The organism is Nonomuraea harbinensis, from assembly GCF_019396385.1.
In the GTDB taxonomy this organism is placed as follows: domain Bacteria; phylum Actinomycetota; class Actinomycetes; order Streptosporangiales; family Streptosporangiaceae; genus Nonomuraea; species Nonomuraea ferruginea.
On record NZ_JAHKRN010000082.1, the window covers coordinates 1 to 26,298 of the forward strand.

27 protein-coding genes and 1 pseudogene are annotated in these 26,298 nt (G+C 69.8%); 16 read left to right on the forward strand and 12 right to left on the reverse strand.

The window, feature by feature from the left end; all coding sequences use genetic code 11:
• The 8 genes from KME79_RS42245 to KME79_RS42280 form a co-directional block, all read left to right on the forward strand.
• Positions 1-376, forward strand: a 376-nt coding sequence (locus KME79_RS42245; RefSeq protein ID WP_219551827.1) for an SDR family NAD(P)-dependent oxidoreductase, incomplete at its 5' end; no start/stop codon positions are given.
• A complete protein-coding gene (locus KME79_RS42250) occupies positions 373-1,176 on the forward strand; it encodes an enoyl-CoA hydratase-related protein (RefSeq protein WP_219551829.1) in 804 nt (267 codons plus the stop codon). The genes KME79_RS42245 and KME79_RS42250, both read left to right, overlap by 4 nt.
• A 10-nt stretch (positions 1,177-1,186) precedes the next feature.
• The gene (locus KME79_RS42255) at positions 1,187-1,969 is read left to right on the forward strand and encodes an SDR family NAD(P)-dependent oxidoreductase (protein WP_219551831.1); all 783 of its coding nucleotides are present in this window, start codon (positions 1,187-1,189) and stop codon (positions 1,967-1,969) included.
• Entirely contained in the window at positions 1,969-3,597 is a 1,629-nt protein-coding gene (locus KME79_RS42260; RefSeq protein WP_219551833.1) for a CocE/NonD family hydrolase, read from the forward strand. Before KME79_RS42255 ends, KME79_RS42260 begins: the two co-directional genes overlap by 1 nt.
• Positions 3,594-4,388, forward strand: a complete 795-nt coding sequence (locus tag KME79_RS42265) for an enoyl-CoA hydratase/isomerase family protein (RefSeq protein WP_219551835.1) — start codon at positions 3,594-3,596, stop codon at positions 4,386-4,388. The genes KME79_RS42260 and KME79_RS42265 overlap by 4 nt, the downstream gene beginning before the upstream one ends.
• Positions 4,385-5,137 (forward strand): SDR family NAD(P)-dependent oxidoreductase, encoded by a 753-nt coding sequence (locus KME79_RS42270; RefSeq protein WP_219551837.1) that lies wholly within the window; start codon positions 4,385-4,387, stop codon positions 5,135-5,137. The genes KME79_RS42265 and KME79_RS42270 overlap by 4 nt, the downstream gene beginning before the upstream one ends.
• Before the next feature lie 61 nt (positions 5,138-5,198).
• The gene (locus tag KME79_RS42275) at positions 5,199-6,194 is read left to right on the forward strand and encodes an ATP-binding cassette domain-containing protein (protein WP_219551839.1); all 996 of its coding nucleotides are present in this window, start codon (positions 5,199-5,201) and stop codon (positions 6,192-6,194) included.
• Positions 6,191-7,027 (forward strand): ABC transporter permease, encoded by an 837-nt coding sequence (locus tag KME79_RS42280; RefSeq protein ID WP_148035780.1) that lies wholly within the window; start codon positions 6,191-6,193, stop codon positions 7,025-7,027. The genes KME79_RS42275 and KME79_RS42280 overlap by 4 nt, the downstream gene beginning before the upstream one ends.
• Here the strand turns inward: KME79_RS42280 and KME79_RS42285 are convergent.
• Positions 7,009-10,191 (reverse strand): ATP-binding protein, encoded by a 3,183-nt coding sequence (locus tag KME79_RS42285; RefSeq protein WP_308249247.1) that lies wholly within the window; start codon positions 10,189-10,191, stop codon positions 7,009-7,011. The two genes, KME79_RS42280 and KME79_RS42285, sit on opposite strands and share 19 nt — an antisense overlap.
• A gap of 257 nt (positions 10,192-10,448) precedes the next feature.
• On the opposite strand from KME79_RS42285, the gene KME79_RS42290 reads away from it, so the two are divergent.
• Positions 10,449-11,105 (forward strand): response regulator, encoded by a 657-nt coding sequence (locus KME79_RS42290; RefSeq protein WP_219551844.1) that lies wholly within the window; start codon positions 10,449-10,451, stop codon positions 11,103-11,105.
• Positions 11,102-12,259, forward strand: coding sequence for a sensor histidine kinase (locus KME79_RS42295; RefSeq protein ID WP_219551846.1), 1,158 nt, complete (start codon positions 11,102-11,104; stop codon positions 12,257-12,259). The genes KME79_RS42290 and KME79_RS42295 overlap by 4 nt, the downstream gene beginning before the upstream one ends.
• On the opposite strand, the gene KME79_RS42300 is transcribed toward KME79_RS42295, so the two are convergent.
• From KME79_RS42300 to istA, 4 genes and pseudogenes are all read right to left on the reverse strand, one after another.
• Complete coding sequence (locus tag KME79_RS42300; protein WP_219551848.1) at positions 12,226-12,897, reverse strand: hypothetical protein; 672 nt, start codon at positions 12,895-12,897, stop codon at positions 12,226-12,228. The two genes, KME79_RS42295 and KME79_RS42300, sit on opposite strands and share 34 nt — an antisense overlap.
• Positions 12,898-13,132: 235 nt before the next feature.
• Positions 13,133-13,762 carry a class I SAM-dependent methyltransferase gene (locus KME79_RS42305; protein ID WP_139635863.1) on the reverse strand — a complete coding sequence of 210 codons (630 nt, stop codon included), beginning with the start codon at positions 13,760-13,762 and terminating at the stop codon, positions 13,133-13,135.
• A 189-nt stretch (positions 13,763-13,951) separates the two neighbouring features.
• Complete coding sequence (gene istB, locus KME79_RS42310; protein WP_281429660.1) at positions 13,952-14,773, reverse strand: IS21-like element helper ATPase IstB; 822 nt, start codon at positions 14,771-14,773, stop codon at positions 13,952-13,954.
• A pseudogene (istA, locus tag KME79_RS42315) lies at positions 14,770-16,411 on the reverse strand (IS21 family transposase). Before istA ends, istB begins: the two are co-directional and overlap by 4 nt.
• A gap of 215 nt (positions 16,412-16,626) precedes the next feature.
• On the opposite strand from istA, the gene KME79_RS42320 reads away from it, so the two are divergent.
• Positions 16,627-17,196 carry a hypothetical protein gene (locus KME79_RS42320; RefSeq protein WP_219551850.1) on the forward strand — a complete coding sequence of 190 codons (570 nt, stop codon included), beginning with the start codon at positions 16,627-16,629 and terminating at the stop codon, positions 17,194-17,196.
• On the opposite strand, the gene KME79_RS42325 is transcribed toward KME79_RS42320, so the two are convergent.
• Positions 17,186-17,842, reverse strand: coding sequence for a class I SAM-dependent DNA methyltransferase (locus KME79_RS42325; RefSeq protein WP_219551852.1), 657 nt, complete (start codon positions 17,840-17,842; stop codon positions 17,186-17,188). The genes KME79_RS42320 and KME79_RS42325 overlap by 11 nt on opposite strands.
• Positions 17,843-17,870: 28 nt before the next feature.
• Entirely contained in the window at positions 17,871-18,122 is a 252-nt protein-coding gene (locus tag KME79_RS42330) for a hypothetical protein (protein ID WP_219551854.1), read from the reverse strand.
• A 30-nt stretch (positions 18,123-18,152) separates the two neighbouring features.
• Between KME79_RS42330 and KME79_RS42335 the strand changes: the two genes are divergently transcribed.
• Entirely contained in the window at positions 18,153-19,748 is a 1,596-nt protein-coding gene (locus KME79_RS42335) for an ATP-binding protein (protein ID WP_219551856.1), read from the forward strand.
• Between the two features lie 298 nt (positions 19,749-20,046).
• Here the strand turns inward: KME79_RS42335 and KME79_RS42340 are convergent, their stop codons facing one another.
• Positions 20,047-20,532, reverse strand: coding sequence for an ATP-binding protein (locus KME79_RS42340; protein ID WP_219551858.1), 486 nt, complete (start codon positions 20,530-20,532; stop codon positions 20,047-20,049).
• 337 nt (positions 20,533-20,869) lie between these two features.
• Between KME79_RS42340 and KME79_RS42345 the strand changes: the two genes are divergently transcribed.
• Together KME79_RS42345 and KME79_RS42350 are read left to right on the forward strand one after the other, a co-directional pair.
• The gene (locus KME79_RS42345) at positions 20,870-21,691 is read left to right on the forward strand and encodes a helix-turn-helix domain-containing protein (protein WP_219551860.1); all 822 of its coding nucleotides are present in this window, start codon (positions 20,870-20,872) and stop codon (positions 21,689-21,691) included.
• A complete protein-coding gene (locus tag KME79_RS42350; protein WP_219551863.1) occupies positions 21,682-21,894 on the forward strand; it encodes a DUF397 domain-containing protein in 213 nt (70 codons plus the stop codon). The genes KME79_RS42345 and KME79_RS42350 overlap by 10 nt, the downstream gene beginning before the upstream one ends.
• A 486-nt stretch (positions 21,895-22,380) precedes the next feature.
• Here the strand turns inward: KME79_RS42350 and KME79_RS42355 are convergent, their stop codons facing one another.
• Positions 22,381-23,106, reverse strand: a complete 726-nt coding sequence (locus tag KME79_RS42355; RefSeq protein WP_219551865.1) for a nucleotidyl transferase AbiEii/AbiGii toxin family protein — start codon at positions 23,104-23,106, stop codon at positions 22,381-22,383.
• A gap of 31 nt (positions 23,107-23,137) precedes the next feature.
• Positions 23,138-23,863 (reverse strand): helix-turn-helix domain-containing protein, encoded by a 726-nt coding sequence (locus KME79_RS42360; RefSeq protein ID WP_219551867.1) that lies wholly within the window; start codon positions 23,861-23,863, stop codon positions 23,138-23,140.
• 57 nt (positions 23,864-23,920) lie between these two features.
• On the opposite strand from KME79_RS42360, the gene KME79_RS42365 reads away from it, so the two are divergent.
• Positions 23,921-24,136 carry a hypothetical protein gene (locus KME79_RS42365; protein WP_219551869.1) on the forward strand — a complete coding sequence of 72 codons (216 nt, stop codon included), beginning with the start codon at positions 23,921-23,923 and terminating at the stop codon, positions 24,134-24,136.
• Entirely contained in the window at positions 24,133-24,363 is a 231-nt protein-coding gene (locus tag KME79_RS42370; protein WP_219551871.1) for a helix-turn-helix domain-containing protein, read from the forward strand. The genes KME79_RS42365 and KME79_RS42370 overlap by 4 nt, the downstream gene beginning before the upstream one ends.
• Positions 24,364-24,407: 44 nt before the next feature.
• Here the strand turns inward: KME79_RS42370 and KME79_RS42375 are convergent, their stop codons facing one another.
• Positions 24,408-24,728, reverse strand: coding sequence for an ATP-binding protein (locus tag KME79_RS42375; protein ID WP_219551873.1), 321 nt, complete (start codon positions 24,726-24,728; stop codon positions 24,408-24,410).
• Between the two features lie 138 nt (positions 24,729-24,866).
• Positions 24,867-26,105 (reverse strand): metallopeptidase family protein, encoded by a 1,239-nt coding sequence (locus KME79_RS42380; RefSeq protein ID WP_219551875.1) that lies wholly within the window; start codon positions 26,103-26,105, stop codon positions 24,867-24,869.
• Between the last annotated feature and the right edge of the window lie 193 nt (positions 26,106-26,298).

A 26,298-nucleotide genomic window follows, 5' to 3' on the forward strand; every position in this document is an offset into this window, starting at 1 on the left:
GGCGGCGCCCGTCCTCGCGGGACGGCCGGGCGCCGCCGTCGTCAACGTCTGCTCGATCGCGGTGACCGGGTTCGCCGGGCAGGCCGCCTACGACGCGAGCAAGGGCGGGCTGCTGAGCCTGACCCGCTCGCTCGCCGTCGAGCTGGGACCGCTCGGCGTCCGGGCGAACGCCGTGTGTCCCGGCTTCATCGACACGCCGATGCTCGACGTGAGCGGGCTCCGCGGGCTGGCGGAGAAGGTCGCGGCGAAGCTGCCGCTCGGCCGGTGCGGGCATCCGGAGGAGGTCGCCGCCGTGATCACGTGGCTGCTCGGAGCGGGGGCCGGTTACGTCACCGGCCAGGCATTGTTCGTCGACGGAGGGATGGTCAGAGCGTGACGCACGATACGGAGACCTTGCTGGTGTCCCGGCCGGCCCAGGGGGTGCTGTGGTTGACCATGAACCGTCCGGCCCAGCGCAACGCGCTCGATCGCACACTGGGCGAGGAGTTGCTGCGCACGCTGGAAAGCGCCGAGACCGACCCGCAGGCCAGGGTCGTGGTGCTGACCGGGGCGGGCAGCGCCTTCTGCGGCGGGGACGACCTCGGCGCGGTGGACGAGCACCTCGCCGGGGACCGCAGGAACTCTCCGGTGCTCGGCGACACCGCCGATCCGGTGTACCTGCGGATCGTCGAGGCGATCGTCACGGCGCCGCAGCCGGTCATCGCGGCGGTCAACGGCCCCGCGGCCGGTGCGGGCACCGAGCTGGCCTGTGCGGCCGACCTGCGGATCGCCTCGGACACGGCGCGGATCGGAAGCTGCCTGGTGAACGTGGCGCAGACCGGCACCGCCGTCATGCTGCCCCGCATCGTCGGAACCGCGAAGGCGACCGAGATCTACCTGTCCGGCGGGCTGCTCGACGCCGCCGACGCCGAGCGCCTGGGCATCTACACCCGCGTCGTCCCGTCCGGGGAGCTCCAGGACGCGGTCCTCGCCGAGGCGCGTCGCCTCGCGGCCGGCCCGACCCGGGCGATCGGGCTCTACAAACAACTGCGCGAGCGGGTGTACGGACAGCCGCTGGAGCAGGCGCTGCGCATCCAGAACGGCTTCCACATCCGCAACAACAGGGAAGTCCATGACGCGGTCGAAGGGGCGCGCGCCTTCCTGGAGAAGCGCAGCCCCGAGTTCACCGGCCGTTGAGGAGGAAAGCATGACCGTGACAGACGACAAGGCGGACGGTGACATCTTCGGCCGCCTCGACGGCCGGGTCGTCCTGGTGACAGGCGCGGCGAGCGGCATCGGCGCCGCCTCGATGAGGCTGTTCCGGGCAGTGGGCGCCGAGGTCGTCGGCGTGGACCTGACTCCGGGAGAGGGGATCGTCCAGGCGGACGTCTCCGACCCGGCACAGGTCGCCGAGGTCGTCGACGAGGTGGCCGCCCGGCACGGCCGGCTCGACGTCGTCCACGGCAACGCCGGCGTCAACGTCCCCGGCCGCCCGCACAGCATCACCGACGCCGACTACCGCAAGGTGATGGGCGTCTGCTGCGACGCCAACTTCTACCTGGTGCGCTCCGCGGTCAGGCACATGCGCGCGCACGGCGGGGTGTTCGTGTTCACCTCGTCGATGTGCGGGGTGGCGGCGACACCCCGCTCCCCCGTCTACAACATGGCCAAGCACGCCCTCATAGGCCTCGCCCAGTCGGTCGCCGTCGACTACGGCGCGCAGGGGATCCGCGCGGTCGCCCTGGTCACCGGGCCGACGCACACCGCGATGGTGGACGAACTGTGGCCGCCGGGTCCGCTCCGCGACTCCCTGACCGCCACCACCTCCGCCGGCCGGCTGGCCAGCCCCGAGGAACAGGCCCGCGCCGTGGTGTTCGCCGCGCTGCCCGGCAGCTCCTTCCTCACCGGCTGCACCCTGACCGTGGACGGCGGGGCCACCGCCGGATGGAACGAGATGGCCCGTACGATGCTCACCCTCAAGGCGGTGTGATGACGGAACTGGGACGTATCGAAGGCGGCGTCGAGACCCCCATGAGGGACGGCGTGCTGCTGCGCGGCGACCTGTGGCGGCCCGCGTCCCCGGCTCCGGCGGTGGTATTCAGGACGCCGTACGGACGGCGTCAGATCAGCTCGGACACGCTGCAGCCCCAGCACTGCCTCGCCGGTGGGTTCGCCGCGCTGCTGCAGGACACCAGGGGCCGCTTCGACTCCGACGGCGACTGGCAGGCCGTCATGTGGGAGCAGGAGGCCGAAGACACCTACGACACCGTGGAGTGGGTGGCGGCGCAGCCCTGGTGCAACGGCGAGGTGTTCCTGGCGGGAACGTCCTACCTCGGGATCGTCGCCTGGCTCGGGGCGGCCTCGCGCCCGCCGCACCTGCGGGGGATCGCCCCGGCCATGACGACCGGCGCGACGGCCGACCTCCGCGACACCGGCGGCGCGCTGCGGCTGGACCACCTCGTCGGGTGGCTCGCCTACATGGCCGCCGACTGGCTGGGCCGGCAGGGCGCGGACGCGGACCCCGCGCTGGCCGCGCAGGTCGCGTCGCTGATCCACGATCCCGAACAGGCGATGCGGCGGCTGCCACTGGCGGACATGATCGATCTGCCCGGGTTCCCGATCAGCATCGGTGACCTGCTGGACGGGCGGATCCGGGCCCTGCCCGACTGGGACCTCGCGGCGGTGGAGGTGCCGAGCCTGTCGGTGACGGGCTGGTACGACGTCTACGCCGCCGCGACCGTTCGCGGCCACCTGGAGATGCGCCGGCTGCGGCCGGATCTGCGGCACGAGCTGATCGTCGGCCCCTGGGCGCACACCGGCGCCCTGACCCATCTGCAGGGCGAGGTGAACTTCGGCGTCGCCGCCTCGGCGGCGGCCGCCCGGCTGCCCGCCCGGCACCTGGAGTTCTTCCGCCGCTGCGTGGACGGGCCCGGCGAGTCCGACCCCGTCCTGTACTTCCTGATGGGCGCCGACGTGTGGCGCACCGCGGAGCAGTGGCCGCCCGCGGACGCCGCCGGGCACACCCTGTACCTGACCGGCCCCGCCGTCCCCGGCGAGACGCCGGGCCGGCTGACCTCCGTGCCGAGCCAGGCCGCACCCGACGACTACGTGCACGACCCGGCCGACCCGGTGCCGAGCCGCGGCGGGCGTGTCCTGCACCTGGGCCGCCTCACCCCCGGGCCGCTGGACCTCAGCCGGACGGCCACCAGATCCGACGTCCTCCTCTATCTCGGGGACGTGCTCGCCGAGGACGTCGACGTCGTCGGCCAGGTGCGGCTCCGGCTCACCTTCGCCACCGACGCGGCGGACGCCGACGTGATGGCCCGGCTGGTGAACCACCTGCCGGACGGCCGCCTGCTGCCGGTCTGCGAGGGAGTGGTCCGCCTCAGCCATCGCGACGGGCCGGGCACCCCCGTACCGCGAGGAGAACCGATCCAGGTGGACGTCGACCTCGGACACACGGCCCAGCGGTTCGGAGCGGGCCACCGCATCGGCCTGATGCTGTCCAGCAGCAACTTTCCGCACTACGACCGCAACCAGGGCGACGGGAAGCCGTCCACCCAGAGCGTCCACTACGGCACATCGGTCCTCATCCTGGGTGACGAGGGGGAGTCATGACGACATGGAGCCGTGAGGACGGTGACGGCGTCGCCGTCCTCACCTACCGCAACCCGCCGCGCAACTTCCTCACCTTCGCCGCGCTGGAAGAACTGGACGCGGAGCTCGCGCGGGTGGAGACCACACCCGGCATCGGCGTCGTCGTGCTGACCAGCGGCGTCCCCGGATACTTCATCGCGCACGCCGACCTGGACGAACTCGCCGAACTGTCCCGCGGGCCGGTGCCGCGGGCCAAGATCTGGTACACCGCGATGCGGCGCATCGAGCGGATGCCCCAGCCGGTGATCGCCGCGATCGACGGCCAGGCCTGGGGCGGCGGCCTCGAACTGTCCCTGGCGTGCACGCTGCGCTGGGCCTCGGCCTCCGCCCACTTCAGCCTGCTGGAGATCGCGCTCGGCATCATCCCGGGGGCGGGCGGCACCCAGCGCCTGACCAGGCTGATCGGCCCCGGGCGGGCCGCCGACCTCGTCCTGTCCGGCGACGTCCTCACCGCCGACCAGGCCAGGACGTACGGAATCGTCGAACGCGTGCTCCCCACCCCTCGCTTCCAGGCGGAGACACTGAAATTGGCCCGTCACCTGGCGTCGCGTCCCGCCGCCGCGCTCGCCGCCGCGAAACGCGCCCTGGTCGAGGGCTCCAGGCTGCCGATCACCGAAGGTCTCCGGCTGGAGGCCGCGCTCTTCGCGGAGAGGCTGGCCAGTCCGGAATCCGTGACGCTCCAGGAAGAGGCGCGGCGCCGCTACGCCGATGCGGCGGACGGTGACCCCATCACCTTCGGGGGCCGATCGTGAGAACCGCCGTCATCACCGGAGCCGGCCGGGGCATCGGCCGGGCCACCGCGTTCGCGCTCGCCCGAGACGGTTACGCCGTCGCGGTCGGCTACCACCGGAACGCCGAGTCCGCCGCCGAAGTCGTCGACACGATCAGCCGCAACGGCGGACGGGCCGCCGCCTTTGCGCTGGATGTCGCGGACCGGGACCAGTGTGCGGAGTTCGTCCGCGCGGCGGGTGAACAGCTCGGCCCCGTCCGCGCGGTCGTCTCGAACGCGACAGGTTTCGGCTCAGGCTCGCCGTCCCTGGGAAAGGCACTCGAAACACCCTGGCACACCTATGAGCGGCAGTTCGCGACCCGGGTCGGCTCCCTCCTCGCCCTGGTGGCGGCGGCCCGCCCGCACCTCGACGGCGGCGGCCGCGTCGTGACGACCGTGAGCACCGGGACGGACAGGCACGTCCCCGGCTACGCGGCGATCGCCGCCGCCATGGCCGCGGCGGAGAGCGTCGTCCGCTACCTGGCCGTCGAACTCGGCCGCGACGGCATCACGGTCAACCTGGTGAGCGGCGGCGTGGTGGCGACGGACGCGCTCCGCGACATCAGCCCCGACCCGGAACGGCTCCTGGCCACCGCCGCGCGCGCCACGCCGCTGGGTCGCGCCGGCACCCCCGAAGACCTGGCCGAGGTCGTCGCGTTCCTGTGCGGCGAGGGAGCGGGCTGGATCACCGGACGCTCCGTCGTCACCGACGGAGGAAACTCCCTCCGCTGACTTTCGGCAGGTGAAACCGGCGTGAGGGGGCCGTGAAACCAGGGGCGCCGAGAGTGGCGCCATGAGCATCACAGAACTCGGCCGTACCGCCCCCTCCAGCGGAACAGAACCGGCCGTACTCGCGGAAGGGCTGGTCAAGGCGTTCGGCGATCACCGCGCCGTCGACGGGATCGACCTGGAGATACGGCCCGGTGAGATCTTCGGCGTCCTCGGGCCGAACGGCGCCGGCAAGACCACCATGCTGAGGATGCTGGCCACCCTGCTGGCGATCGACGCCGGCCGGGCGGAGATCTTCGGCGTGGACGTGGCCGGCCGCCCGCACGTGATCCGGCAGCTGATCGGCGTGACCGGGCAGTACGCGTCGGTCGACGAGCAGCTGACCGCCCGCGAGAACCTCCGGCTCTTCGCCCGGCTGCAGCGGATCCCCGCGCCGAGTGCCAGGCGGATCGCCGCCGACCTGCTCGGCCGGTTCGGTCTGGAAGAGGCCGCGGACAAGCCGATCGCGCACTTCTCCGGCGGCATGCGGCGCCGCCTCGACCTGGCCGCCAGCCTGATCACGAAACCACCGCTGATCTTCCTGGACGAGCCGACCACCGGCCTCGACCCGCGCACCCGTGGCCAGATGTGGGACACCATCCGCGGCCTGATCACCGACGGGTGCACGGTGCTGCTGACCACGCAGTACCTGGACGAGGCCGACCAGCTGGCGGACCGGATCGCCGTCATCGACCACGGCCGCAAGGTGGCCGAGGGCACGCCCGACGAGCTGAAGACCATGGTCGGCGCCTCCACCCTCCAGCTGATGCTCGCCGAACCCGGCGAAGTGCCGGCCGCCGTCGAGGCCGTCCGGCGCGGCCTCGGCTCCGAACCGGTGCTCAGCCCCGAGAAGGGCCGGCTCAACGTCGCGCTCGACCAGGCCGACATGGCCGCCGACGTGCTGATCGCGCTCCGTACCGCAGGGATCTCGATCTCCTCGGTGAGCGTCGCCAAGCCCAGCCTGGACGAGGTGTTCCTGGCGCTGACCGGTCACGAGACCGAGACGGAGGAGACCCGATGAGCACGACCACCGCACCCGTCAGGCAGGCGGTACGAGCGGCCGAACGGGTGGCGGCCACCCGGCGGCACGTCTCCGTGGGCGAGACGCTCGGCCAAACCCTCGCGATGGCGTGGCGGGCCGCCAAGAAGATGCGCCGCAACCCCGAGCAGTTCTTCGACGTGGCGTTGCAGCCCGTCCTGTTCACCGCGATGTTCGCGTACATCTTCGGCGGCGCGATCGCCGGGGACGTGCAGAGCTACCTGCCGCTGATGATCCCCGGCATCCTCGCCCAGACCGTGCTGACGACCTGCATGGTGACCGGCGTCCAACTGCGCGAGGACATGGAGAAGGGCGTCTTCGACCGGTTCAAGTCGCTGCCGATCGCCCGGATCGCGCCGCTCGCCGGCCCGATGGTGGCCGATCTGCTCCGGTACGCGATCGCGGCGACCCTGACCTTCGCCATGGGCCTTCTGATGGGATACCGCCCCGGCGGCGGCGTGGCCGGGGTGCTCGGCGCCATCCTGCTGGCGATCCTCACGGGGTGGTCGCTGGCGTGGGTGTTCACGTGGGTCGGCACGATCGCCCGCAGCGCCGGAGGCGTGCACGGCATCTCGATGATGATCCTCTTTCCGCTGACGTTCCTGTCGAACGCGTTCGTCCCCGTCGAGACCCTGCCCGGCTGGCTCGCCTCGTTCGTCCGGATCAACCCGGTCTCACACCTGGTCACGGCCGCTCGCGACCTCGCCAACCACGCTCAGGTGAGCGGGGCGGTGGCGTGGACGCTGCTGGCCTGCCTGGTCGTGGTCGCGGTCTTCGCGCCGCTGTCTGTACGGAGCTACAAGCGGCACATCTGACCCGCGGCGAGCCGTCCGACGAGCGCCCGCGCCTCGTCGAGCAGGTCCGCGCCGCGCCGGTCGCCGTAACCGGCGCGGACGCGGGCGAGCGCGCCGGGCGCGACCTGCTCCGCGTACGGCTCGATCCGGTCGAAGGCCATGCCGGCCATCATGCCGTTGTAGGCGAACCGCTCGGCCAGCACCAGCAGGGCGACCGCGTCACCGGGAGCCAGGGCCGCCCGCAGCAGCCCCCAGGCGCCGAGTGCGAAGAGCAGCGAGCCGCTGACCGGGTAGTCGAGGAGCCGGCCGTCGGCGCTCAGCACGTCGCGGGCGCGCCCAGCGACGCAGAAGCGGAACAGCTCCTCGCCGTACGGGAGATCCGCGGGCTCCCCGTGGTAGGCGTGCGCCGCGAGGGCGAGCGCCTCCGCCGTGACCACCCATGGTTCGAAGCCCGAGCGCGGCATCCCGGGCAGCCGCAGATCGCGCGCCCGCTCGACCGCCAGCCGGTAGTCCGAGAGGGCGGCGGCCGTCTCGCCGCGGGCGAGGGCGAGCTCGGCGGCGCACAGGGCGGCCACTGCCAGCCCGCCGAGTACCGCCCCGCCGTCGTTGAGCCGGTTGATCTGCGCGAGCTCGGCCTCTGCGGTCCGGTGATCGCCCTCGCCGAGCGCGATGATCAGCAGCAGCGAGCGCAGCTGCGTCTCGTCGTCCGTGGCGCCGATCCGGCTGAGCACCGGCAGGGCCGCTCGCGCGTGGCCCACGGCGCGCCGCCGGTCGCCGCACCGCAAGGTCAGGTGAGCCAGCGTGGTGTGCAGGATCGCCCGGAGCCACGGCCCCTCGTCCTGCGGGAGCAGCGCCAGCCCTCGCTCGGTCGCCGTGACCGCCCCCGCGATGTCCCCTGCGTTCTCCAGGACGTGGGCGCTCATCTGCGTCGCCACCAGCGCCTCGTCACTGTCGGCGCTGCGGCACAGCTCCCGCAGCCGATCGCGCAGGCCGGCGCTGTTCGAGGAGGCGCCGATGAGCGTCACCTTCGTCATCGCCGCGAGGCGCGGGTCCGTGGCGTCGCCGACGGGAAGCCTGCTGAGCAGATCGTGCAGCGGCTCGCTCCGGTCGTCCAGGAGGATCATCGAGTTGGCGATCGCGACCACCAGGGCGGCCCGGGTCAGCTCGACGAGCTCCGGCGGCGGGAACCAGCCCGTGACGGCCTGGATGATCGCGGTCCTGAGCGCGATGATCCTGGCGTGGTCACCGCGGATCGACCACAGCGCGCCGACCCCGGCCAGCAGCGGGACCGCCGTGGCCGGGTCGGGCTCGGCGAGCGCCCGGCGGAGCAGATCGGCCAGGTTGGTCTCCTCGGCCCGCAGCGCGTCAACCGCCGCGAACTGGTCCGGGCCGAACAGCACGGCGGCGTGCTCGTGCGCGTAGCCCGTCGCCCAGGCCAGCAGCGCCGCTCGCGCGGACACCTCCTCACCGGCTTCCTCCAGCCGCACCTGTCCGAACTCCCTGACGGTCTCCAGCATCCGGTAGCGGACGCCGTGGGCCGCCTCGTCGACGCTCAGCAGCGACTGCTCGGCCAACGCCTGCACGGCGTCCAAGGCGCCCATGGCCTCGGCCGCGGCCGCGGTGAAACCGTCGCTGAACAGGGACAGCCGCCGCAGAGCCCGCTGTTCGGGCTCGTCCAGCAGATTCCACGACCAGTCGATGACCGCGAGCAGAGTCTGGTGCCGGCCCGGCGCGCTGCGATCGCCCCCGCGCAGCAGCGCGAACCGGTCCGCCAGGCGCCGCGCGATCTCCTCCACCGCCATCACGCGCACCTTCGCGGCGGCCAGCTCGATCGCCAGCGGCAGCCCGTCGAGCCGGGTCACGACCTCGCGCACCAGGCCCTCGTCGAGCCGCACGCCCGGCCGGGCCGCCGTCGCCCGCTGGCGGAAGAGCTCCACCGCGTCGCCGGGCTCCAGCGCGCCGAGCGGGTAGACGTGCTCCGCCGGGATCGACAGCGGGGCCCTCGACGTGGTGAGCACCCGCAGATCCCGCGTGGCCGCCGCCAGGAAGGCCGTCAGCTCGGCCACGGCGTCGATCACGTGCTCGCAGTTGTCCAGGATCAGCAGCGCCGGCGCCCGGCCGAGATGCTGCGCGATGCGGGCCCGTACATCCGACGGCCGCTCGAACGCCGGCGTCCCGCGCCCGCTCACCGAGTCGCGCACCCCCAGCGCCGAACCCACCTCGCCCACCACTCCCTCTGGCGACGAGACGCCGACGAGCCCGACGAAGTGGACGACGGGCTGGGTGGCGTTCCTGCCGACGACGTGGGCCAGCCGCGTCTTGCCCAACCCGCCCGGCCCGACGACGGAGACGACCCGGTGGGTCTGCAGCAGGGCGTGCACCGCGCTGATGTCGCCGTCGCGGCCGAGCAGCGACGACCCGTCGAACAGCACACCCTCCCGTACGGGCCGGTCCGCGGCGAGCAGTTCGGCGTGCACGCGCGCGAGGGCCGGCCCCGGATCCGCGCCGAGCCGTTCGGCCAGGTCGGCCCGGTGGCGTTCGTAGCGCTCCAGCGCCGCCGCCGTGCCCCTGACCGCGGCCTCGCCGCGCAGCAGGCAGGCGAGCAGTTCCTCATCGCGCGGCCGGTCGGCCGCGGCCTCCTCCAGCAGGGGCAGCGCGCCCTCGTGGTCGCCGGCGCGGGAGCGCGCGACGGCCGACACGCGACGCGCCTCCGCCAGCCGCCCCGCCGCCACCGCCCGCACCTCACCGAGCGGTCCCGCCGCGGTCCCCAGCCCGCTTGCCGCCCCCAGCCCGCCCGCCGTCGCCAGCCCGCTCGCTACGCTCATCGCCTCCTCGGCGCCGCGCCGAGCCTCGGCCACGTCCCCCTCGGTCAGCGCCTTCCGCGCCCGCTCCACCAGCGTGCCGAGCAGCAACGCGTCCACCTGCTCGTCCGGCACCCCGAGCCGGTAGCCGCGCGCGGTCCGCACCACCGCGTCGGCCGAGGTCGCGGCCCGCGTCCTCGACACGACCACCTGCAGAGCCTTCGTGGGGTTCGCGGGCGGCCCGTCCGGCCATAACTCCTCGACCAGCCGCTCGTCCCCAGCCCCCGCCCGCCCGTGCAGCGCGAGCACCGCCAGCAGGGTCTGGGCGCGCTCACCGGCCACCCGCGTCCCCTGCCAGCGGACGCCGTCGAGCAAGGTCAACACCGGAGGCACCCTTCCAGCTTACGAGCGGACCGCCGCCTCCGGATGGTGAGCGCACGAGACTCGCCACGGGGTCACACGGCGACGTTCAAGGAAGAGGCGGGATGCAGGCGTGCTGGCGATGATCAAAGGTGGCGCTGGGATCGAGACGACCAGCTCCAGGACGGGTGGCCGACCAGAGGTCCACGCCGCCCCTCCGCACGGCCCCGCCTATCGGGGAGGCCGCGGCCTCAATACGATCTGGACATGCCGGGTGAGACATGACGATCAGACTGGTCGTCGCGGACGACCACGCCATGATCAGGGCAGGGCTGCGGCTGGTGGCGGAGAACGCCCCAGGAGTGGAAGTGGTCGGCGAGGCGGCCGACGGCGTGGAGGCCGTCGCCGTGACGAGGGAGCGACGGCCGGACGTGCTGCTGCTCGACATCGCCATGCCGGGCATGGACGGCCTGGCCGCCGCCACGACGCTGCTCGGGGACCCCGCCCCGCCGAGGATCCTGATGCTGACGACCTTCGGCAGCGACGAGAACCTGCACGCGGCGCTGCGCATCGGGGTCAGCGGCTTCCTGCTGAAGAGCTCGCCTCCCGAGCATCTCCTGGAGGCGATCCGGGTCGTGGCGGCGGGCGACGGACTGATCGATCCCGCGGTCACCCTCCGGGTCATCGCGTCCTTCGCCGCTCAGCCCCCGCTCTCGCCTCCTCCTGAGCTGGCCGCGCTCACCGCGCGCGAGGTGGACGTGCTGCGGCTGCTGACGCGGGGTCTGTCCAACCGGGAGATCGCCCTGGAGTCCGGGGTCGGCGAGGCCACGGTCAGGAGCCATGTCGCCCAGATCCTGCGCAAGCTGGACGTACGGGACCGTCTCCAGGCGGTGGTGCTGGCCTACGAGTCCGGCTTCGTCCGCCCTGGTCAGGAATGATGCGCGGCAACTGGCGGCCGAGCCGGATGGACACGCTGCTCGCGCTGGCCGTGGTGGTCGCCGGGCAGGTCGAGTCGTTCGGGAGGCAGGGGTTCGAGCCGGGTCAGATCAGCCGTCCGGTGCCGCTGGCGGTCGGCGCGGCCGCCGCCGGGGCGCTGCTGCTGTTCCGGCAGAGGTTCCCGATGAGCATGCTGCTCGCGCTGGTGGGGGTCGGCATCGGGGTGCGGGAGGTCACGGACGCGGGCTACTACGCCGCGTGGCACTTCTACTCCACGCTCATCCTGGTGCACACCGTTGCCAGCGCGGCGGAGCTGCGTACCCGGCGAGGGCTGGCCGGGCTGGCCTGCGTCCTGCTCGCGTACGGCTATTTACAGACATTTCAGCATAACGACGTGGCTGAAGTGCTGATCAGCGCCATTTTCGTCGGCGTCGCGTACGCCAGCGGCATCCTGTTGCGCCGCCAGATCGATCAGACGTTACGCCTCACCAGACAGGCCACCCGCTTGGAGGTCGAACGCGAGGAGCGTGCCCGGCAGGCGGTCGCGCGTGAACGGGTGAGGATCGCCCGCGAGTTGCACGACATCGTCTCGCACAACGTCAGCCTGATGACCTTGCACACGGGCGGTGTACGGATGATGCTCCGCGACGACCCGGACCGCGAGCGGGAACGCACGTTGCTGACCGGCGTCGAGCGGGCGGGCCGCGAGGCGATCGAGGAGCTCAGGCTGATGCTCGGCATGCTGCGCAGCCCCGGCGGCACGGCCGCCGAACCGCACGCCCCCGGGCTGGACCGGCTGGACGCCCTCGTCGCCCAGATCGAGGAGGCCGGTCCGGCCGTGGAGGTGCGGGTCGAGGGCGAGGCCAGGCCGGTGCCCCCAGGGCTGGAGCTGTCGGCGTACCGGGTGATCCAGGAGGCGCTGACCAACGCGTTGAAGCACGCGCGGGCGACCCGGATCGTCGTCACCGTCGCCTACTCCGCCGACGCCGTGACCGTGGAGGTCACCGACGACGGCACGGGCGACGGGCAAGGAGGCGGGAGCGGGCAGGGCCTGATCGGGATGCGCGAACGGGTCGCCATGCACGGTGGCGACCTGTCCGCCGGCCCTGTGCGGGGTGGCGGTTACCGGGTACGCGCCAGGTTCCCCTCGGGCTGAGCCGCCCACTCCGCGTCGCTCATCCGTACGATGCGCAGGCCGATGACCCCGGCCCCGGCCAGGTACAGCAGTCCGCCCACGACCGTGCCGACCGGGAAGACCGGCGCCCCGAAGATGCCCAGCACCATCGCGAACGGCGCCCACCAGGGCGCCTTCCGGCAGTACGCCAGGACGAGCCCCAGCGCGAACAGCCCGAGGATCCCGGCGAACCCCGGGATCTGGAACCCGAACACGAGTCCCGGATCGGCGAACGCCTGGTCGGCGAGCGCGGCCCCTTCGGCGGGCGGCAGCGAGCGCTCCAGGCGGGCGTAGAAGTAGTCGCCCAGCATCAGCGCGGAGAAGTTCACCACGCCGAGCAGGGCGATTCCGCCCGTGACGTGACCGAGGAGCACCGCGCGGTGGCGTACCAGGTGGATCATGCCGATGATGCCCGGGATCAGCAGCACCCAGCTCCAGTGCAGGACCGCCGCGCTGATCGACACCTGCTCCAGGTGACGCCCGTAGACGCCGGCCGTGTCGCCGCCGCCCAGGCGCAGAGCGGGATCGAGGACCACCCCCGCGACATACAGGACGGGCGCGGCGATGAGGCACGCGCCGGCGGCGAGCCTCCGGAATCGGATCGGATCTGACAACGACATGGTGTCCCCTAAGTGGCCGGTGATGCCACGAAGGCTAGGAACGCCCGGCCCTCCCCGTCGTCCACCGCCCGGCCGACACCCACTCCGCCATTTTGCTGGGGAGACCTTGGCGCACTATCTAGTGATTTCGTCGGTCAGTAGCGACATCGTTTGTTGGTGAGTTTGGACAGCGGTTGGCGATCAACAGGCGCAGAAATGTTGGTGAGAAATGGCAGCACCCACCTCCGCCCGTTCTCTAGCGGAGACGGGCCAGCAAGTGGGCGTCCAGGAAGCCCCGCTCGGAGGCCGGGTCGTGGAGCAGCCGCGCGAATGTGGCGAACCCAGCCCCGGCCAGCAACTCGGCGAAGCGGTCCGCCGGCCAGCTATAGGCGGGTGTCACCTTGTGGTCGAAGCGGACCGGCTCGGGCGCGTCGGTTCCGAAGAACGAGACCAGGAGAAGGCCCCCCGGCGCCAGGACACGCGCCTGCTCGGCGAGCAGCGCGGGTAGTTCCCCAGGAGGGGTGTGAATCATCGAGTAGTGGGCCAGCACGCCGCCGAGCGCGCCGTCCTCAACGGGGAGTTCCTCCATCCGGGCCTCATCGAACTTCAGCGCCGGATGGGCCCGCCGAGCGTGGTCGACCATGGCCGGAGAGAGGTCGAGCCCGAAGGCATCCAGTTCCAGGTCGTGCAGCATGGCCGTCAGATGTCCGGGCCCGCAGCCGACATCCGCCACCCGCGAATTCCCCGTCCCACGCACCAACTCGGCGAAGGTGCCGATCATGTTCCGTGCGAACGGCTGCGTCTCCAGTCGGTTAGCGAACATCGACGCATATAACTCGACGACCCCGTCGTAGGCCGTCCTGGTCTCGTCCTGGTGCTTCGCCACGGGAAGGACGTTAACACCCCCCATTCTCAGCTGTTCTCCGGCCCCGTGCCGAATCCTGCGCCGTCGTATCGGACTCGCTCGGCTACCAGGACAAGGCCATCACCCGGTGGCGCGACAAGCCGCTGGCGACCACAGTCCGTCACCAGCTGGCTGGACTCCCCGGGGAAGTGGCGACAGTTGATTAGGCGATCACACCAGTATCAGACCCCTGATCGTCAGCCTGCGGTGCGCTGCTCGACCCGAGCTCGGGTCTGGGCCAGGCGGTAGGACTCGGTGCCGGTCTCGATGATGTTCCCGCCGAAGGCGAGCCGGTCGACGATAGCCGCGCATAGCCGGGGGTCGGTGAAGGTCTTGGTCCAGCCGCCGAAGCTCTCGTTTGGAGGCGATGGCGACGCTGGCTTTCTCTTCGCGCTCGGTTAGCACCTGGAAGAGGAGTTCGGCGCCGCGGCGGTCGAGTTCCATGTAGCCCAGCTCATCGATGCAGAGCAGGTCGACTCGGCCGTAGCGGGCGATGGTCTTGGACAGTTGCTTGTCGTCGGCGGCTTCGACCAGTTCGTTGACCAGCTTGGTGGCCAGGGTGTAGCGGACGCGGAAGCCCTTCATCGCAGCCTCGGTGCCCAGCGCGATGAGCAGGTGGGACTTGCCGGTGCCCGAGTCGCCGATGAGGCAGAGCGGCTGTCCTTTCTTCACCCATTCGCAGGCGGCGAGGGTGTGGATGACGGCGGGGTCAATGTGGGGGTTCGCGTCGAAGTCGTACTCGCGTAGTGACTTGTCACGAGGGAAAGCGGCGGCCTTGATCCGGCGTTCGGAGCGGCGGCGCGCGCGGTCGTCGCATTCGGCCATCAGCAGTTCGGCCAAGAAGCCCAAATAGGTCATCTGCTCGCGGGTCGCGGTGTCGGCCAACTCGCCGAATTGACGGCGGATGGTCGGCAGCCGAAGCATCCGACAGGCCGAGTCCACGGCGGCCTGGGCGGCTTGCTCGGTCAATCCGCGGTGGCGGGGAAAGGTCATGAGGTGTCTCCCTGGGCGGACGGCTGCGCGGCGGGTCGGCGATGTCGCAGCAACTGGTCGTAGGCGGCCACCGAGGGCAGCGGCCGGTTATCGGGCGGCAGGTGTGCCAGGCGCCGCTCGGTCAGGAAGGTCACCGTCGCGCCGGTCGGTACTGAGCCGGATGCGGTGACGGGTTCGGTGCTGGTGTTGGTGGAGGAGTCAGAGTCGGCGGCTTTGCGAGCCTCCAAGGCGACGGCATCAGCGGTCAGCGCACCAGCCCGGATTGCGGTAACTATCCCCGTGACGATGTGCTCGTGGGCCATGTGACGGGTCAGCAGGAGCACCTCGATCAAAGCGCGGGTGCCGGCCGCGTCGCCGTGGGCTTTGCAGGCAGCCGCCCACCATTCATCGTGGACGGGGGTGAACTTGCCCGCGGCGCGCGCCTGCTCCAAGACGGTGGCTCCCGGCAGGGCGCCAGGCTTGCGGATGAGGACCTCCAGGTAGTGGTCCAACTCCAGCCGGCTCGCGGCTTTCGCCAGGAGCCGTTCGTGCCGTGCGACCTCTTCCCGTCCGTCGTAGATGACCAGCTCTGAGGCGTGCAGCATGACCCGCACCCTGCGGCCGATCAGGCGGGCGGGCACCGAATACCGGTTGGTGCGCACGGTGATCTGGCTGTAGCGGTCCACCCGCGGCGTCAGCAGCAGCCCCGTCTCGAACGGCTCGGTGGGCAACATCTTGAGCAACGGGGCCTCGATGGCGAAGTACTCCCCGATGGTCCGGGCGCGGTTCCCAATCCGCCGTGTCTCGTCGGCCCCAAGCGTCGATCAACAGATTGAGCTCGGCCAGTGAGGCGACATCGGGGATCGGCACCATGTGGTTGCGGCGAAACCAGCCGATGTCGCCTTCCACTCCGCCCTTCTCGTGGGCGCCCTGCTTACCAGGCTGGCAGTAGAACGGCTCGATCCCGTAGTGGGAGCGGAAAGCCGTCCAGCGTGCGGTCTCCACCCGGGCACGGGAGAACCCCAGAACCTGAGCGACGGCGGCCTTGAGGTTGTCGTAGCGGACCTTGCCGAATGGCACCCCTCCCAGCACGCTGAAGGCGTGGACGTGTCCCTCGAAGAACGCTTCCTGGCCGCCGGAGGCGAACACGCGGTGCACGGCCTTGCCCGAATACGACAGCCGCAACGAGAACAGCACGCACTTGACCATCTCGTCGGCCAATCGGATGGTCACCTCCCCGAAGTCGACCTCGGCCTCGGCGCCGGGCCGGTGCGACTGGGGCACGAACGCCTTACTCGGGCCCCGGCCCGACTCGGTCCAGATCTCGGAACGGCGTTGCGCGACGTAGGCGCGAACCATCTGATACGACACTCCCACCGCGTGATGCTCGCTCACCAGCCGGTCGAAGATGCGCTTGGTGGTGTGACGCTGCTTGCGCGGCGCGTCCAGGTCCGCGCGCAGCATCTGATCGATCACGTTCTTGTAGGGGTCGATCTTGGACGTTCGCTGTGGCAGCTTCTTGCGTGGTTCAGGCCATGCCGAGGCCAACGCCTTCTGCACCGTGCGGAACCCGACGCCGTGCTTCGTTTGCAGTGCCCGGTTGGACATGCCAGTGCGAGCATCGCGGCGGATCGCCGCGTACAGCTCAACCTTCGACATGCGAGGCACGTGGGCTCCCTCACGGTGCGTAGCACGCTGATAGTCCCACCGCAACCACTTGGGTGCTGTCAAAACTCAGCAACACAGTCCGGCGGACTACACGACCGCTGTCACGGCCGGCCAACAAACGCTGTCGCAACTCAGGTATAGAGCCAATCTAGGGAGACCGCCGCGCAGCATACTGGCGGCAGTCGACGCGCGTCGTGGGGGCACTCATGAATCGATCGTTCGTCAGCTCGATCCTTCACCTGGTCAGGTTCGCGGGAGCCGCCCTGGCGATCTGGGGCATCGCCTACGTGATCAACGGCGCAACCCAGGCGGGCGCGTACGTCACCATACGTGTGGCGACCGCTCCGGACGCCGGGCCCTCGCCGCTGAGCGGTGTGAGACTCCCCGACGGGGTCGTACTCCGGGGAGAGCTTCCGCTGGGCGTCTGGGGAGCCACCGTCGCCGAGCAGGTGCTCTCGCGCGCGGACGTCCTCCTGGGCGGTCTGTGCGCGGGCCTGGCCGCTCTGCTGCTGAGCTCCACCATGAAAGGGCGGCCTCTCACCCGGCGTGATACTGCCGGGCTCGTCGCCCTGGCGATCGTCACGAGCCTCGGCTCCCTGCTGCCGATCGTCGCCGCGGCGACCGTACTCGATCGGGCGGGGCTCACCCAGGACTTCGTCCCGTCGACCACGCTGTCGTGGGTGCCGATCGCGGGCGCCGGGCTTCTGCTCGCGCTGGCCCTGGCCTTCCACGCGGGGGCCCGGACCGATCCACGAAGCAGTGCACTCACCCCATAGCCGCGGTACGGTCGCGGCGCAGCAGCAGGTGGCCCCGGCGGAATCGTTCATCCTCCAGAGGCTCGCGCAGCATCCGCGCCACCTCGACGAACTCCTCCTTGCGGGCCAGGTCGGCCAGCTCGTCGATCGGCCACCGGTAGGCCGGCGTGACCTTGTGGTCGAACCGGCTTACCGGGCCGCCCTCGGATTCGAAGAAACCGAGCAGGAGGTAACCACCCGGGGCCAGCACCCGGCGGAACTCGGCGAAGTAGGACGGCAGCTCCGATGGTGGGGCGTGGATGAGCGAGTACCAGGAGAGCAGCCCGCCCAGCTCGCCGTCGGCCACGTCGAGGGCGCCCATCGAACCGACCTCGAACCGCAGGTCGGGATAGTCCCTACTGGCGATGTCGATCAGCCGGGGAGACAGGTCGACACCGAAGGCGTCCAGCCCGAGGTCACGCAGGTGTGCCGTCATGTACCCGGGACCGCAGCCGGCCTCCACGACGGGCCGGGCCCCGTCGGCCCGCACGAGCTCGGCGAACGCGGCGACCATCGAGCGGTCCAGCGGCAGGCGGTCGAGCGAGTCCCGCACGAAGTCGGCGTAGACGTCCGCGAGGGCGTCGTAGGCGTCCGCGGTCGCGGTCAGATAGGGGGAGGATTCGGCCACGGCGGACGACTGTAGCCCATCGGCCGAGCTACTCGCCCCGCAGAAGCACGTGGTGCAGGAGGCCGCTCTGCTCTCTCGGCATGAGGGGGCGGCGATCGACGAGGAGCCGGTGATAAAGGCCGATGTAGTGGCTCTCCCGGCGCGGGACGCTCCCGTCGGTGCCGAAGTTCTCGGTGATCCGCCCGTTCTGCACCAGGTACCCAGCTACGGCGTGCCAGGCGAGCAGCGCCGTCCAGACCCGCTCAGTCTCCGCTTCACGCGAATGCCTTGTCCCAGACATTCGGCGGCAAGATGATGACACAATGTGACCATGCGGCAACCCCGAGCGAAATACTTCAACACCACGGGACCGTGCAGCCCTCTGCACCACTACATCTTGCCTCCCACGCAACGGCTCCCCCAGGCGCGCGAGCTCATCGAGATGGACCGCTACTTCGTGCTGCACGCGCCCCGGCAGACCGGCAAGACCACCATGCTGCGCACCCTGGCGTCCGAGCTGACCGCCGAGGGCGACATGGCCGCCCTGATGTTCTCCTGCGAGCGCGCCAAGTCGGCCGGTGACGACTACGCTGCCGCGGAGTCGCTTCTGCTGGATTCCCTCCGCGAGGCCGCCGCACGGTCGGGATGGCCGAAGAAACTGCTCCCGCCGGATTCCTGGCCGCAGGTCACGCCCGGCGCCCGGTTCGGTTCGGCGCTGAGCGAGTGGTGCCGCCGCTGCCCGCGCCGCGTGGTGCTGCTCCTCGACGAGATCGACGCCCTGCAAGGCAACAGCATGGTCAGCATCCTCAGCCAGCTCCGCCACGGCCACAACGCCCGGCATGAGGGCCAACCGTTCCCCGCGTCCGTGGTTCTGTGCGGGCTACGCGACCTGCGTGACTACAAGGTCGCCTCGGGTGGCGAAGCCGGCAGGTCGAATCCGGCCAGCCCGTTCAACATCGTCGCCAAGTCGCTGCGCCTGGGCGACTTCACCGCCGACGACATCGCCGAACTCTACGACCAGCACACTCAGCAGACCGGCCAGGAGTTCACCAAGGACGCGGTGGAGCGGGTGTTCGAACTGACACAGGGCCAGCCGTGGCTGGTCAACGCCCTGGCCCATGAGGTCGTCTTCGAGATGGGCGTGACCGGCGCCGTCACCGCCGGGCAGATGGAAGACGCCAAGGAGCGGTTGATCCGGGCGCGCGCCACGCATCTGGACTCTGTGATGGCCCGGCTGCACGAGCCGCGGGTCAAGCGGGTGATGGAGCCCGTCGTGGCCGGGACCTTCCCCCACATCGACCCCGCTTTCTCCGACGACCTGTCCTACGTACGCGACCTGGGCCTGATCAAGCAGAAACCCCCGCTCGAAGTGGCCAACCCGATCTACCGGGAGGTCATCCTGCGAGTGCTCGGAGACCCGTCGGAACAGTACGTGATGGCCGATCCGCGCAGTTTCGTGCTGCCGGACGGCCGGTTCGACCTGCCGCGCCTGCTGGAGGAGTTCGTCGTCTTCTGGCGCGAGCACGGCGAGGTGCTGGTCCGCCAGGAGGGCTACCACGAGGCCGCCTGCCAGATCATCCTCATGGCCTTCCTGCACCGCCTGGTCAACGGCGGCTACCTCGACCGGGAGTACGCGGCCGGCACCAAACGTCTGGACGTGCTCGTCCGCTGGCCCTACACGAGCCCCGAGGGCGAACGGGTCATGCAGCGCGAGGCCATGGAGCTGAAGGTGTGGCGAGCAGGCGAGAACGACCCGGCGCCCGACGGCCTCGCCCAGCTCGACCGCTACCTGGACCGCCTCACCCTCTCCACCGGCGCGCTGGTGATCTTCGACCGCCGCCCCGAGGCCCCGCCTTGGCAGGAACGAGGCGGCTTCGAACAGACGACCACACCCGCCGGCCGCCAGGTCACCGTCCTGCGCGTGTGACGGGCGCCCGAGTTTCAACGGGCTTCGCCTCTGAGCATCGCCGCCCAGACCCGCTCGGCCTCCGCTGTCATGGTCCACGCCGTCTCGTGGATCACGCCTTTGACGGATCGCCGGACGAAGGCGAGCCCACCCGCGACGCAGAACTCGTAGCAAGGCGCGCACCGGCTGCACGTGTGCTCGCGCACCCGGACCCGCACGCACCGAGCGGCGGGGTTCGCCCAGGCGATCTGTTCATGTACCTCCTGGGCAGGAGCCATGTGAAGGCCGTGATACTCCTCAAGTAGGTCTGACGCCCCGCTCATCGCCGGCCTGCCGTATGAGGCAGCGCGAACCAGGTCGCCTTGCCCGCCAGCCCGGGGCACGTGGCGAACCCCTGCGGAACGCAGCCGTACAGCCCGGCCGACAGCTCCGCCACGATCAGCAGCCCTCGGCCGTGCTCGGCTTGAGCATCCGCACACCGGCGCACCGGGAGCATGACCCCCGCGTCGACCACCATGCACACCACTTCGACCGGATCGACCCGTACCACCAGCTCGTACGGCGCGTCACCGTACAGAACCGCGTTGGTCACCAGCTCGCTGACCATCAGCACGGCGTCGTCAACCAGATCCCGCCCCAGACCGACCAGCAGAAGCGCACGCCGGACGAGGTCACGGGCATCACCGACCGCACGGGCGTCATCCCGAAGCCGCCAGACCATGCTTCGCTCGACAGAGCCGGAACGCTCCGCCACCGCAGCGGCCTTCGCCGATTGCGCGACTCCCGGCGCGATCTCGTCGAACAAGAACTTATCCACTACGCCACCTCCCAGATTCACGTATTCACTCCCGTGTCACAGGCATCAGCCAGTACGAAAAGCTGTAAAAGATGAAACGTCCCATTCGTGGCCTAAACACTGCATGTCCAGAATCTTTAGAATGGCAATCAGACCGGACGCGGCCACAGGCTGTGCGACCGCACCGCTGTACCTTTTATTGCTTATCCCTGGCCACTACACAGGGTGCCCGTGGTGAGCTAGATTACGGAACGAAATCAACGGCACACCCTTCGGACAGATTCGTAGTGCCGGTTGTCTGATTGGCGTAGGACTCTGCTGCTACTCGTCAGAACAGGAGGCATGGATGCCCGCACCTCTTGAGCTTGACCCCACGGCCAGTCCATTGGCTTTCTTCGGTGCCGAGCTACGCAAGTGTCGAAAAAAGGCTAGATTGTCCCAGGAGCAATTGGCGGAAATAGTTAGGTTCAGCCCCAGCCTGGTCGGTCTCGTGGAAAGAGCTCAGCGGACACCGAGCAAGGACCTCGTACAACGCTGCGACGAAGCCTTGGGAGCCGAGGGGGAGCTACTTCGGCTCTGGCCACTCCTAAGCCGCGAGGCGAGCCCACGATGGTTTCGCGAGTGGCTGGACATCGAGCAGGAAGCCCACACCCTCCGAACATGGCAGCCCCTTCTCGTTCCTGGACTGCTGCAAACAGAGGAGTACGCTCGCGCCATGCTGCGTGGCGAGCCCGGCGTCACAGACGAGCAGGTAGAGAAAGCCGTACAAGCACGCCTGGAGCGCCAGGTGATTTTGTCTCGTCCCGACCCCCCTATGTTGTGGGTGGTCCTCGATGAAGGCGTCCTCCAACGTCCCATCGGAGGACGAGAGACCATTCGCCAGCAACTCGAACACCTAGTCGAGATGGCGAAAATGCCCCGCATCGCGGTCCAAGTGGTCCCCTTGGCCCTTGGTATCACCACAGGGATCCTCGGTGGCTTCGTGATCGCGCAGATAGCCGGAAGTCCGGATATCGTGTATTACGAGTCCACCGGACGCGGTCAGATTACTGACCGGTCGGAGGACGTCATCGCGCTCCATACGAGGTACGACGCCATCCGAGCTGAGGCACACCCCCAGCATGTGTCTGTCGAGCTACTCAGAGAGGCAATCAAGGCATGGACGTGAACGACGAGCTGAGGACCGCCGCCTGGCGCAAGGCCAGCAAGAGTGGACCGAATGGCGGAGACTGCATCGAGGTCGCCCCCTTGTCCGGCGGACGAGTGGCCATCCGTGACACCGAAAGCCCAGGGCAGGCGCCATTCGTGGTGACCGCCAGCGTTTGGGACGCTTTCATGGATGGGGCGAAGCGAGGCGAGTTCGACTTCTAGACGGCTGCCAAGATCGGGCACAACGGGATGGCGCCGTCCCTGGCACGCCTTCTGAAGCGGCTGAAGACGAACGCTGAGACGCAAGTCGAGGGCCTCGGCGAGACGTTCCAGCATGGGGATGGTGGGCATCGTGCCGCCGGCCTCGGACCGCGCCACAGCCGGCTGCTTGAGCCCGGCCGCTCGGCCAATTCGGCCTGGGTCAGACTGAGCTCTTCGCGGCGGTTCCGTACGGCCGTACCTAGTTCGAAGCGCAGACGTGCCGCCTCATAAGCGGCTCCGGCACCGGGACGGTTAATGATCTCTGCGCGCTTGTCCGACCATGCCTTGCGCTCGCCCGTGTCGATCACTCCTCGTCCACTGTGTGCGCCTCGGTGACACATCGCCGCATCGCCCGCACAGCTCGTTCGATCTCCGCGGTCTCCCGCATCCGCTGCTTGCGGAAGATCGTGAGTAGGGGACGTCCGTTGGACAGGCAACGCCACGGTGTCAGTGTCGAGTCAGGGAAAGGTATGCCTCGGCAGCATTGCTGCGGTTGCCCTGGTCAGATAGGACGACCCACGGTGCTTGGCGCGTATCGTCGCCCAGGTCGAGGCGCCGCAGATGACTCCGGTCCCGCGCACTTAGGCGCTCACGTAGTTGCCTTGGATTCTCCACGAGACTGAGCAGGAAAGCCAGGTCGAACAGGTGTCGTTGCGGATCACGCGAGTCGGCTACAGCGGCGCGAGCTTTGATGACGAGGGCGCCTCCCAGATCGGGCATCGGAATCTGGCCATGCGCGGAGCCGAACATGACGGGCATGACGCCTGTGCTTTGCAGCGCGCGCCATCCGCCATCGATCTCGACGGCGTCTTTGCCCACTATCCGCAAGGGGAGAAGGTGCCGAGGCGGATGGTCCGGCGCGACGATATCGATGACCAGATTGTCCTGCGTGAATCGGTGCAGTCGCTTACCGTCCGAGGTAGGAGCAGGGGTGAATCCCAGCGAACGGACGTGAGCGGCGCAGGTAGTCAGGCTGGACGGCCTCAGCACGAGATTTGCGATGACGTCCAGGTCCGATGAGAAGCGTACGGGGGTCCTGCCCAGGGCCAAGCCGTGAAGCGCGACCATCTGGCCTCCGATGAGCGCCCACGCACGCTCTTCCAGCACCCTCGACAGATTCAACATGGTCGGCCACAACCGATCGTCGGGCAGGCTGACCTGGCCGAGGTCCACGGGTTGGTTCCTGAGACGAGGGAGCGGGATTTCAGCCACGGGGGGTTGCTTCCAGGAGTTGGTTGATGATCTGGAGGGCGGTGCGGCGGGAGCGCGGATCGCCGCTATCGAGAAGATCCGCGGCGACCACCGCGACCGGCATGACCTTATGACCGAGAACAACGGAAAGTTGTTCATCAGTTACAGAGGGAAACCGTAGCACCAGGTTGCCCGACGGGCTGGTTTCGAGGTGGAACTCCTGTTGCAGCACTTGCCAGGTCTGGTGGCTGAGATAGGCTTCCGCCTCCTCCGCCGCGATGAGGTCCAGCCCATGTTGAGCGGTCGCGGAGACCCCAGAAGGAACAACCCTTTCCCATTGCAGGATCTCGTTCAGGTATGCAGGCCGGACGCGAACCCGGGAGACGGCGGCGCGAGCCTTCGCCAGCCTGTCCCAGTTCTCGGCAGGGCTCCGAGCGATCAACCCCTTGAGGTTGTGGCGCTGCTTCGGCGACATCCCCAGAGCTGCGGTGAGCTCGATCCAGTTGACCGTCCCCAGGTCGCTCAACAATGCCGCCCATGCGGACCGCGGCACCAACGGCCGCCCCGGCCGACGTCGGGCGGTCGACAAGAGCCGCTGGACGGAGAGGGGGTCGACAAGCCGCGTACGGCCCGCCATCCGGTAGGCCAGCTCCCCCGATCTGGCCAAGGCATTGACGCGCCCGGCCGTCACTCCGAGCAGGCCCGCCGCCTCATCACTAGTCAGCCAGTCCTCTGGCATACCAACAACTATAACGCTGACGCATCAATAGATGGAATGGCACTCCAGCTGCGAAACATGATCTCGGTCAACGGTGACGTGGACGCCGGCGGCGGCCTGGGCTTCTCGGATCCCGCGGCCGACCTCGACCAGCGAGCGGGGATTGACCCCGACGACGAACTGGTCCAGGAAGCCGACCGGCACCCTGCGAGGCGTTCCGGCATGAACCGCGCCAATGCGCGGCTGGTACTCGGCCCGGAGGCCGGACACTCGTGCGTTAGCCTCGCGGCATGATCGTCGATCAGGGCGGGTTCGCGGTGCTGCTCCGGCGGCACCGGATCCGCCTCCAGCTCACTCAGGAGAAACTCGCCGAGCGGGCCGGCGTCAGCTCGCGGTCGATCGGTGAGATGGAGCGGGGGCGCAGCCCGAGGACCCGGACGGTGGAGTTGCTCGCCGTCGGGCTGGAGCTCGCCGGGGACGAGCGGGACGAGTTCCTCGGCGCGGGGCGGGCGCTTTTCTAGGCCGGGCTCAGCTGTGCCGGGCGATGACGATCGCGGCGGGATCCTCACCGCGCCCTGGGCACGACCCCCGACACGGTGGTGCCCTCGCCGGGCACGCTGTTGACCGACAGCGAACCACCGGCCTCGGCCAACGCCGCCCTCATACGGGCGACGCCCCGGCCCGCCCGCGAGAGCTCGAAGCCCTTGCCGTGGTCGCTGACCGTCATCCGCACGCCGCCGCGACCCACCGTTACGGCGATCGACACCGTCGTGGCCCCGCTGTGCTTCTCCACGTTGTCGAGCGCCTCGGCCAGCGCCTCCAGAATCCCCGCGCCCATCGCGCGGATCAGCAGGCCCCGTGCCCGCGCCCCCGACCGAACCCCCATGGAACAATCCTTTCCGAGTGATCACATGAAAGCCCACACCCGCCCGGCCCCACCAGGACGTTACGCCGGACGTGTCGTCGGACGGAACCGGCGAAGCCGAACGGACCTGGCCTGGGACGGCAGGCCAGGTCCGGGCGCTCAGCGGCCGTAGCGGCTCTTCAGGTGGCGCCACCAGTCGCGGAACATCCACGCGTCGAAGTCCGTGATCGACGACGCGCTGCCCGCCTTCATCAGGAAGCAGCACACCCCGGACGGCGTCCAGTCGTAGAAGTCGTCCAGCCCGAACGAGTGGCCGATCTCGTGCAGCAGGATGTGCATGTTGTCGGCGTCCAGGTTGGCCATGTAGTACTCGCTGCCGAGCCGCTGGCCCCAGTCGCCGCCCGCGCCGCCGCCCATGCCGGCGGTGAGCCACAGGGACATGTCGTAGTGGCGCGCCGCGCCGCCCGGGCAGTTCGGGTAGGTGCCGTTCTGGTTGAAGAAGCGCCCGCAGGCGGCGACGCACTGGGGGGCGTTCTCGCGGATGTCGCCGACGTAGATGTCGACGGAGTTGTCCGTCCACTGGAGCTGGTTGCGGTCGCGTACGGCCCAGCCGACGACCTTCACGGGGACGTTCGTGTACGGCCAGCCCTCCTGGCCCGCCATCACGTCCATCCACTTCTTGAACTGGCGGGCCAGCGTGGCGTGGATGCGGTCGCGCTGGGCGGCCGTCACCGTGGCGCTGGAGTCCCAGCGGACGCAGTAGTTGATGGATCCGCCGTTGGCCATGATCTGGTCCCAGCCGTAGTTGCGGAATCCGTACAGGTTCGGGTACGTGCTCTCGACGTGCTGCCAGACCTCGTTGAGCGGGGTGACGAGGTTGGCCGGCGGGTTCCAGGGAGTCGAGGGGTTGCCGTTGTCGCCGATCGCCTTGACCTCCAGGAGGCCGACGGACGCGGCGCCGCTCTGCAGGACGACGCGCAGCCGCACGGTGCTGATCTGGGAGAAGGTCACGCGGTTGTAGGCGTTGACGGCGGTGGGGTAGGTGCCGGGGATGTCGATGTACGAGCCGCCGCTCCAGCGCTGGAGCTTCCATGAGGCGGGGACTCGTACGCCGCCGTTGTCGTCGAAGAAGTAGACCTCGGCGGAGGTGATCGTCTGGGCCGTGGGCCAGGTCAGTTCGGCCCACTGGGTGCCGGTCTGGGGCCAGGTGCCCCAGCGGGCGTTGGCGGTGTCGTTGGAGCGCGGCGGGTCGACGCCGTCGTTGATCGCGTTGACGCTCTCCCAGGGCGAGGTGTACGAGGCCGAGGGGGTCGCCCCGGTGGCCAGGTTCACGGGGGCGGCGTTGGCGGGGAGCGCGGGGAGAAGTAAGAGGGTGAGGATGATGGCGAGGAGTCTCATGGGTCTCCTTGTGTTATCGCTAACATCACGTGCCGGGGAAGGTCGCCCCTCCCCGGCACTTGCGGGCTACCGGTAGGTGATGTCGGACGAGGAGTACAGGCAGTTGACGCCGTCGGCGCCTTCGCCGATCTTGGTGGGCTCGCTGCCCTTGGGCACGCCGCGGTACTTCTCGCAGATCGTCGCGCTGCCGTAC

What these genes read in the sequence shown, in the direction of transcription:
- KME79_RS42255 (WP_219551831.1), top strand. Translation starts at nt 1,187, where the DNA reads ATGACCGTGACAGACGACAAGGCGGACGGTGACATCTTCGGCCGCCTC.
- KME79_RS42260 (WP_219551833.1), top strand. Translation starts at nt 1,969, where the DNA reads ATGACGGAACTGGGACGTATCGAAGGCGGCGTCGAGACCCCCATGAGG.
- KME79_RS42265 (WP_219551835.1), top strand. Translation starts at nt 3,594, where the DNA reads ATGACGACATGGAGCCGTGAGGACGGTGACGGCGTCGCCGTCCTCACC.
- KME79_RS42275 (WP_219551839.1), top strand. Translation starts at nt 5,199, where the DNA reads ATGAGCATCACAGAACTCGGCCGTACCGCCCCCTCCAGCGGAACAGAA.
- KME79_RS42280 (WP_148035780.1), top strand. Translation starts at nt 6,191, where the DNA reads ATGAGCACGACCACCGCACCCGTCAGGCAGGCGGTACGAGCGGCCGAA.
- KME79_RS42290 (WP_219551844.1), top strand. Translation starts at nt 10,449, where the DNA reads ATGACGATCAGACTGGTCGTCGCGGACGACCACGCCATGATCAGGGCA.
- KME79_RS42295 (WP_219551846.1), top strand. Translation starts at nt 11,102, where the DNA reads ATGATGCGCGGCAACTGGCGGCCGAGCCGGATGGACACGCTGCTCGCG.
- KME79_RS42300 (WP_219551848.1), bottom strand. Translation starts at nt 12,897, where the DNA reads ATGTCGTTGTCAGATCCGATCCGATTCCGGAGGCTCGCCGCCGGCGCG.
- istB (WP_281429660.1), bottom strand. Translation starts at nt 14,773, where the DNA reads ATGACCTTTCCCCGCCACCGCGGATTGACCGAGCAAGCCGCCCAGGCC.
- KME79_RS42320 (WP_219551850.1), top strand. Translation starts at nt 16,627, where the DNA reads ATGAATCGATCGTTCGTCAGCTCGATCCTTCACCTGGTCAGGTTCGCG.
- KME79_RS42330 (WP_219551854.1), bottom strand. Translation starts at nt 18,122, where the DNA reads ATGTCTGGGACAAGGCATTCGCGTGAAGCGGAGACTGAGCGGGTCTGG.
- KME79_RS42335 (WP_219551856.1), top strand. Translation starts at nt 18,153, where the DNA reads ATGCGGCAACCCCGAGCGAAATACTTCAACACCACGGGACCGTGCAGC.
- KME79_RS42345 (WP_219551860.1), top strand. Translation starts at nt 20,870, where the DNA reads ATGCCCGCACCTCTTGAGCTTGACCCCACGGCCAGTCCATTGGCTTTC.
- KME79_RS42350 (WP_219551863.1), top strand. Translation starts at nt 21,682, where the DNA reads ATGGACGTGAACGACGAGCTGAGGACCGCCGCCTGGCGCAAGGCCAGC.
- KME79_RS42360 (WP_219551867.1), bottom strand. Translation starts at nt 23,863, where the DNA reads ATGCCAGAGGACTGGCTGACTAGTGATGAGGCGGCGGGCCTGCTCGGA.
- KME79_RS42365 (WP_219551869.1), top strand. Translation starts at nt 23,921, where the DNA reads ATGATCTCGGTCAACGGTGACGTGGACGCCGGCGGCGGCCTGGGCTTC.
- KME79_RS42370 (WP_219551871.1), top strand. Translation starts at nt 24,133, where the DNA reads ATGATCGTCGATCAGGGCGGGTTCGCGGTGCTGCTCCGGCGGCACCGG.
- KME79_RS42375 (WP_219551873.1), bottom strand. Translation starts at nt 24,728, where the DNA reads ATGGGGGTTCGGTCGGGGGCGCGGGCACGGGGCCTGCTGATCCGCGCG.
- KME79_RS42380 (WP_219551875.1), bottom strand. Translation starts at nt 26,105, where the DNA reads ATGAGACTCCTCGCCATCATCCTCACCCTCTTACTTCTCCCCGCGCTC.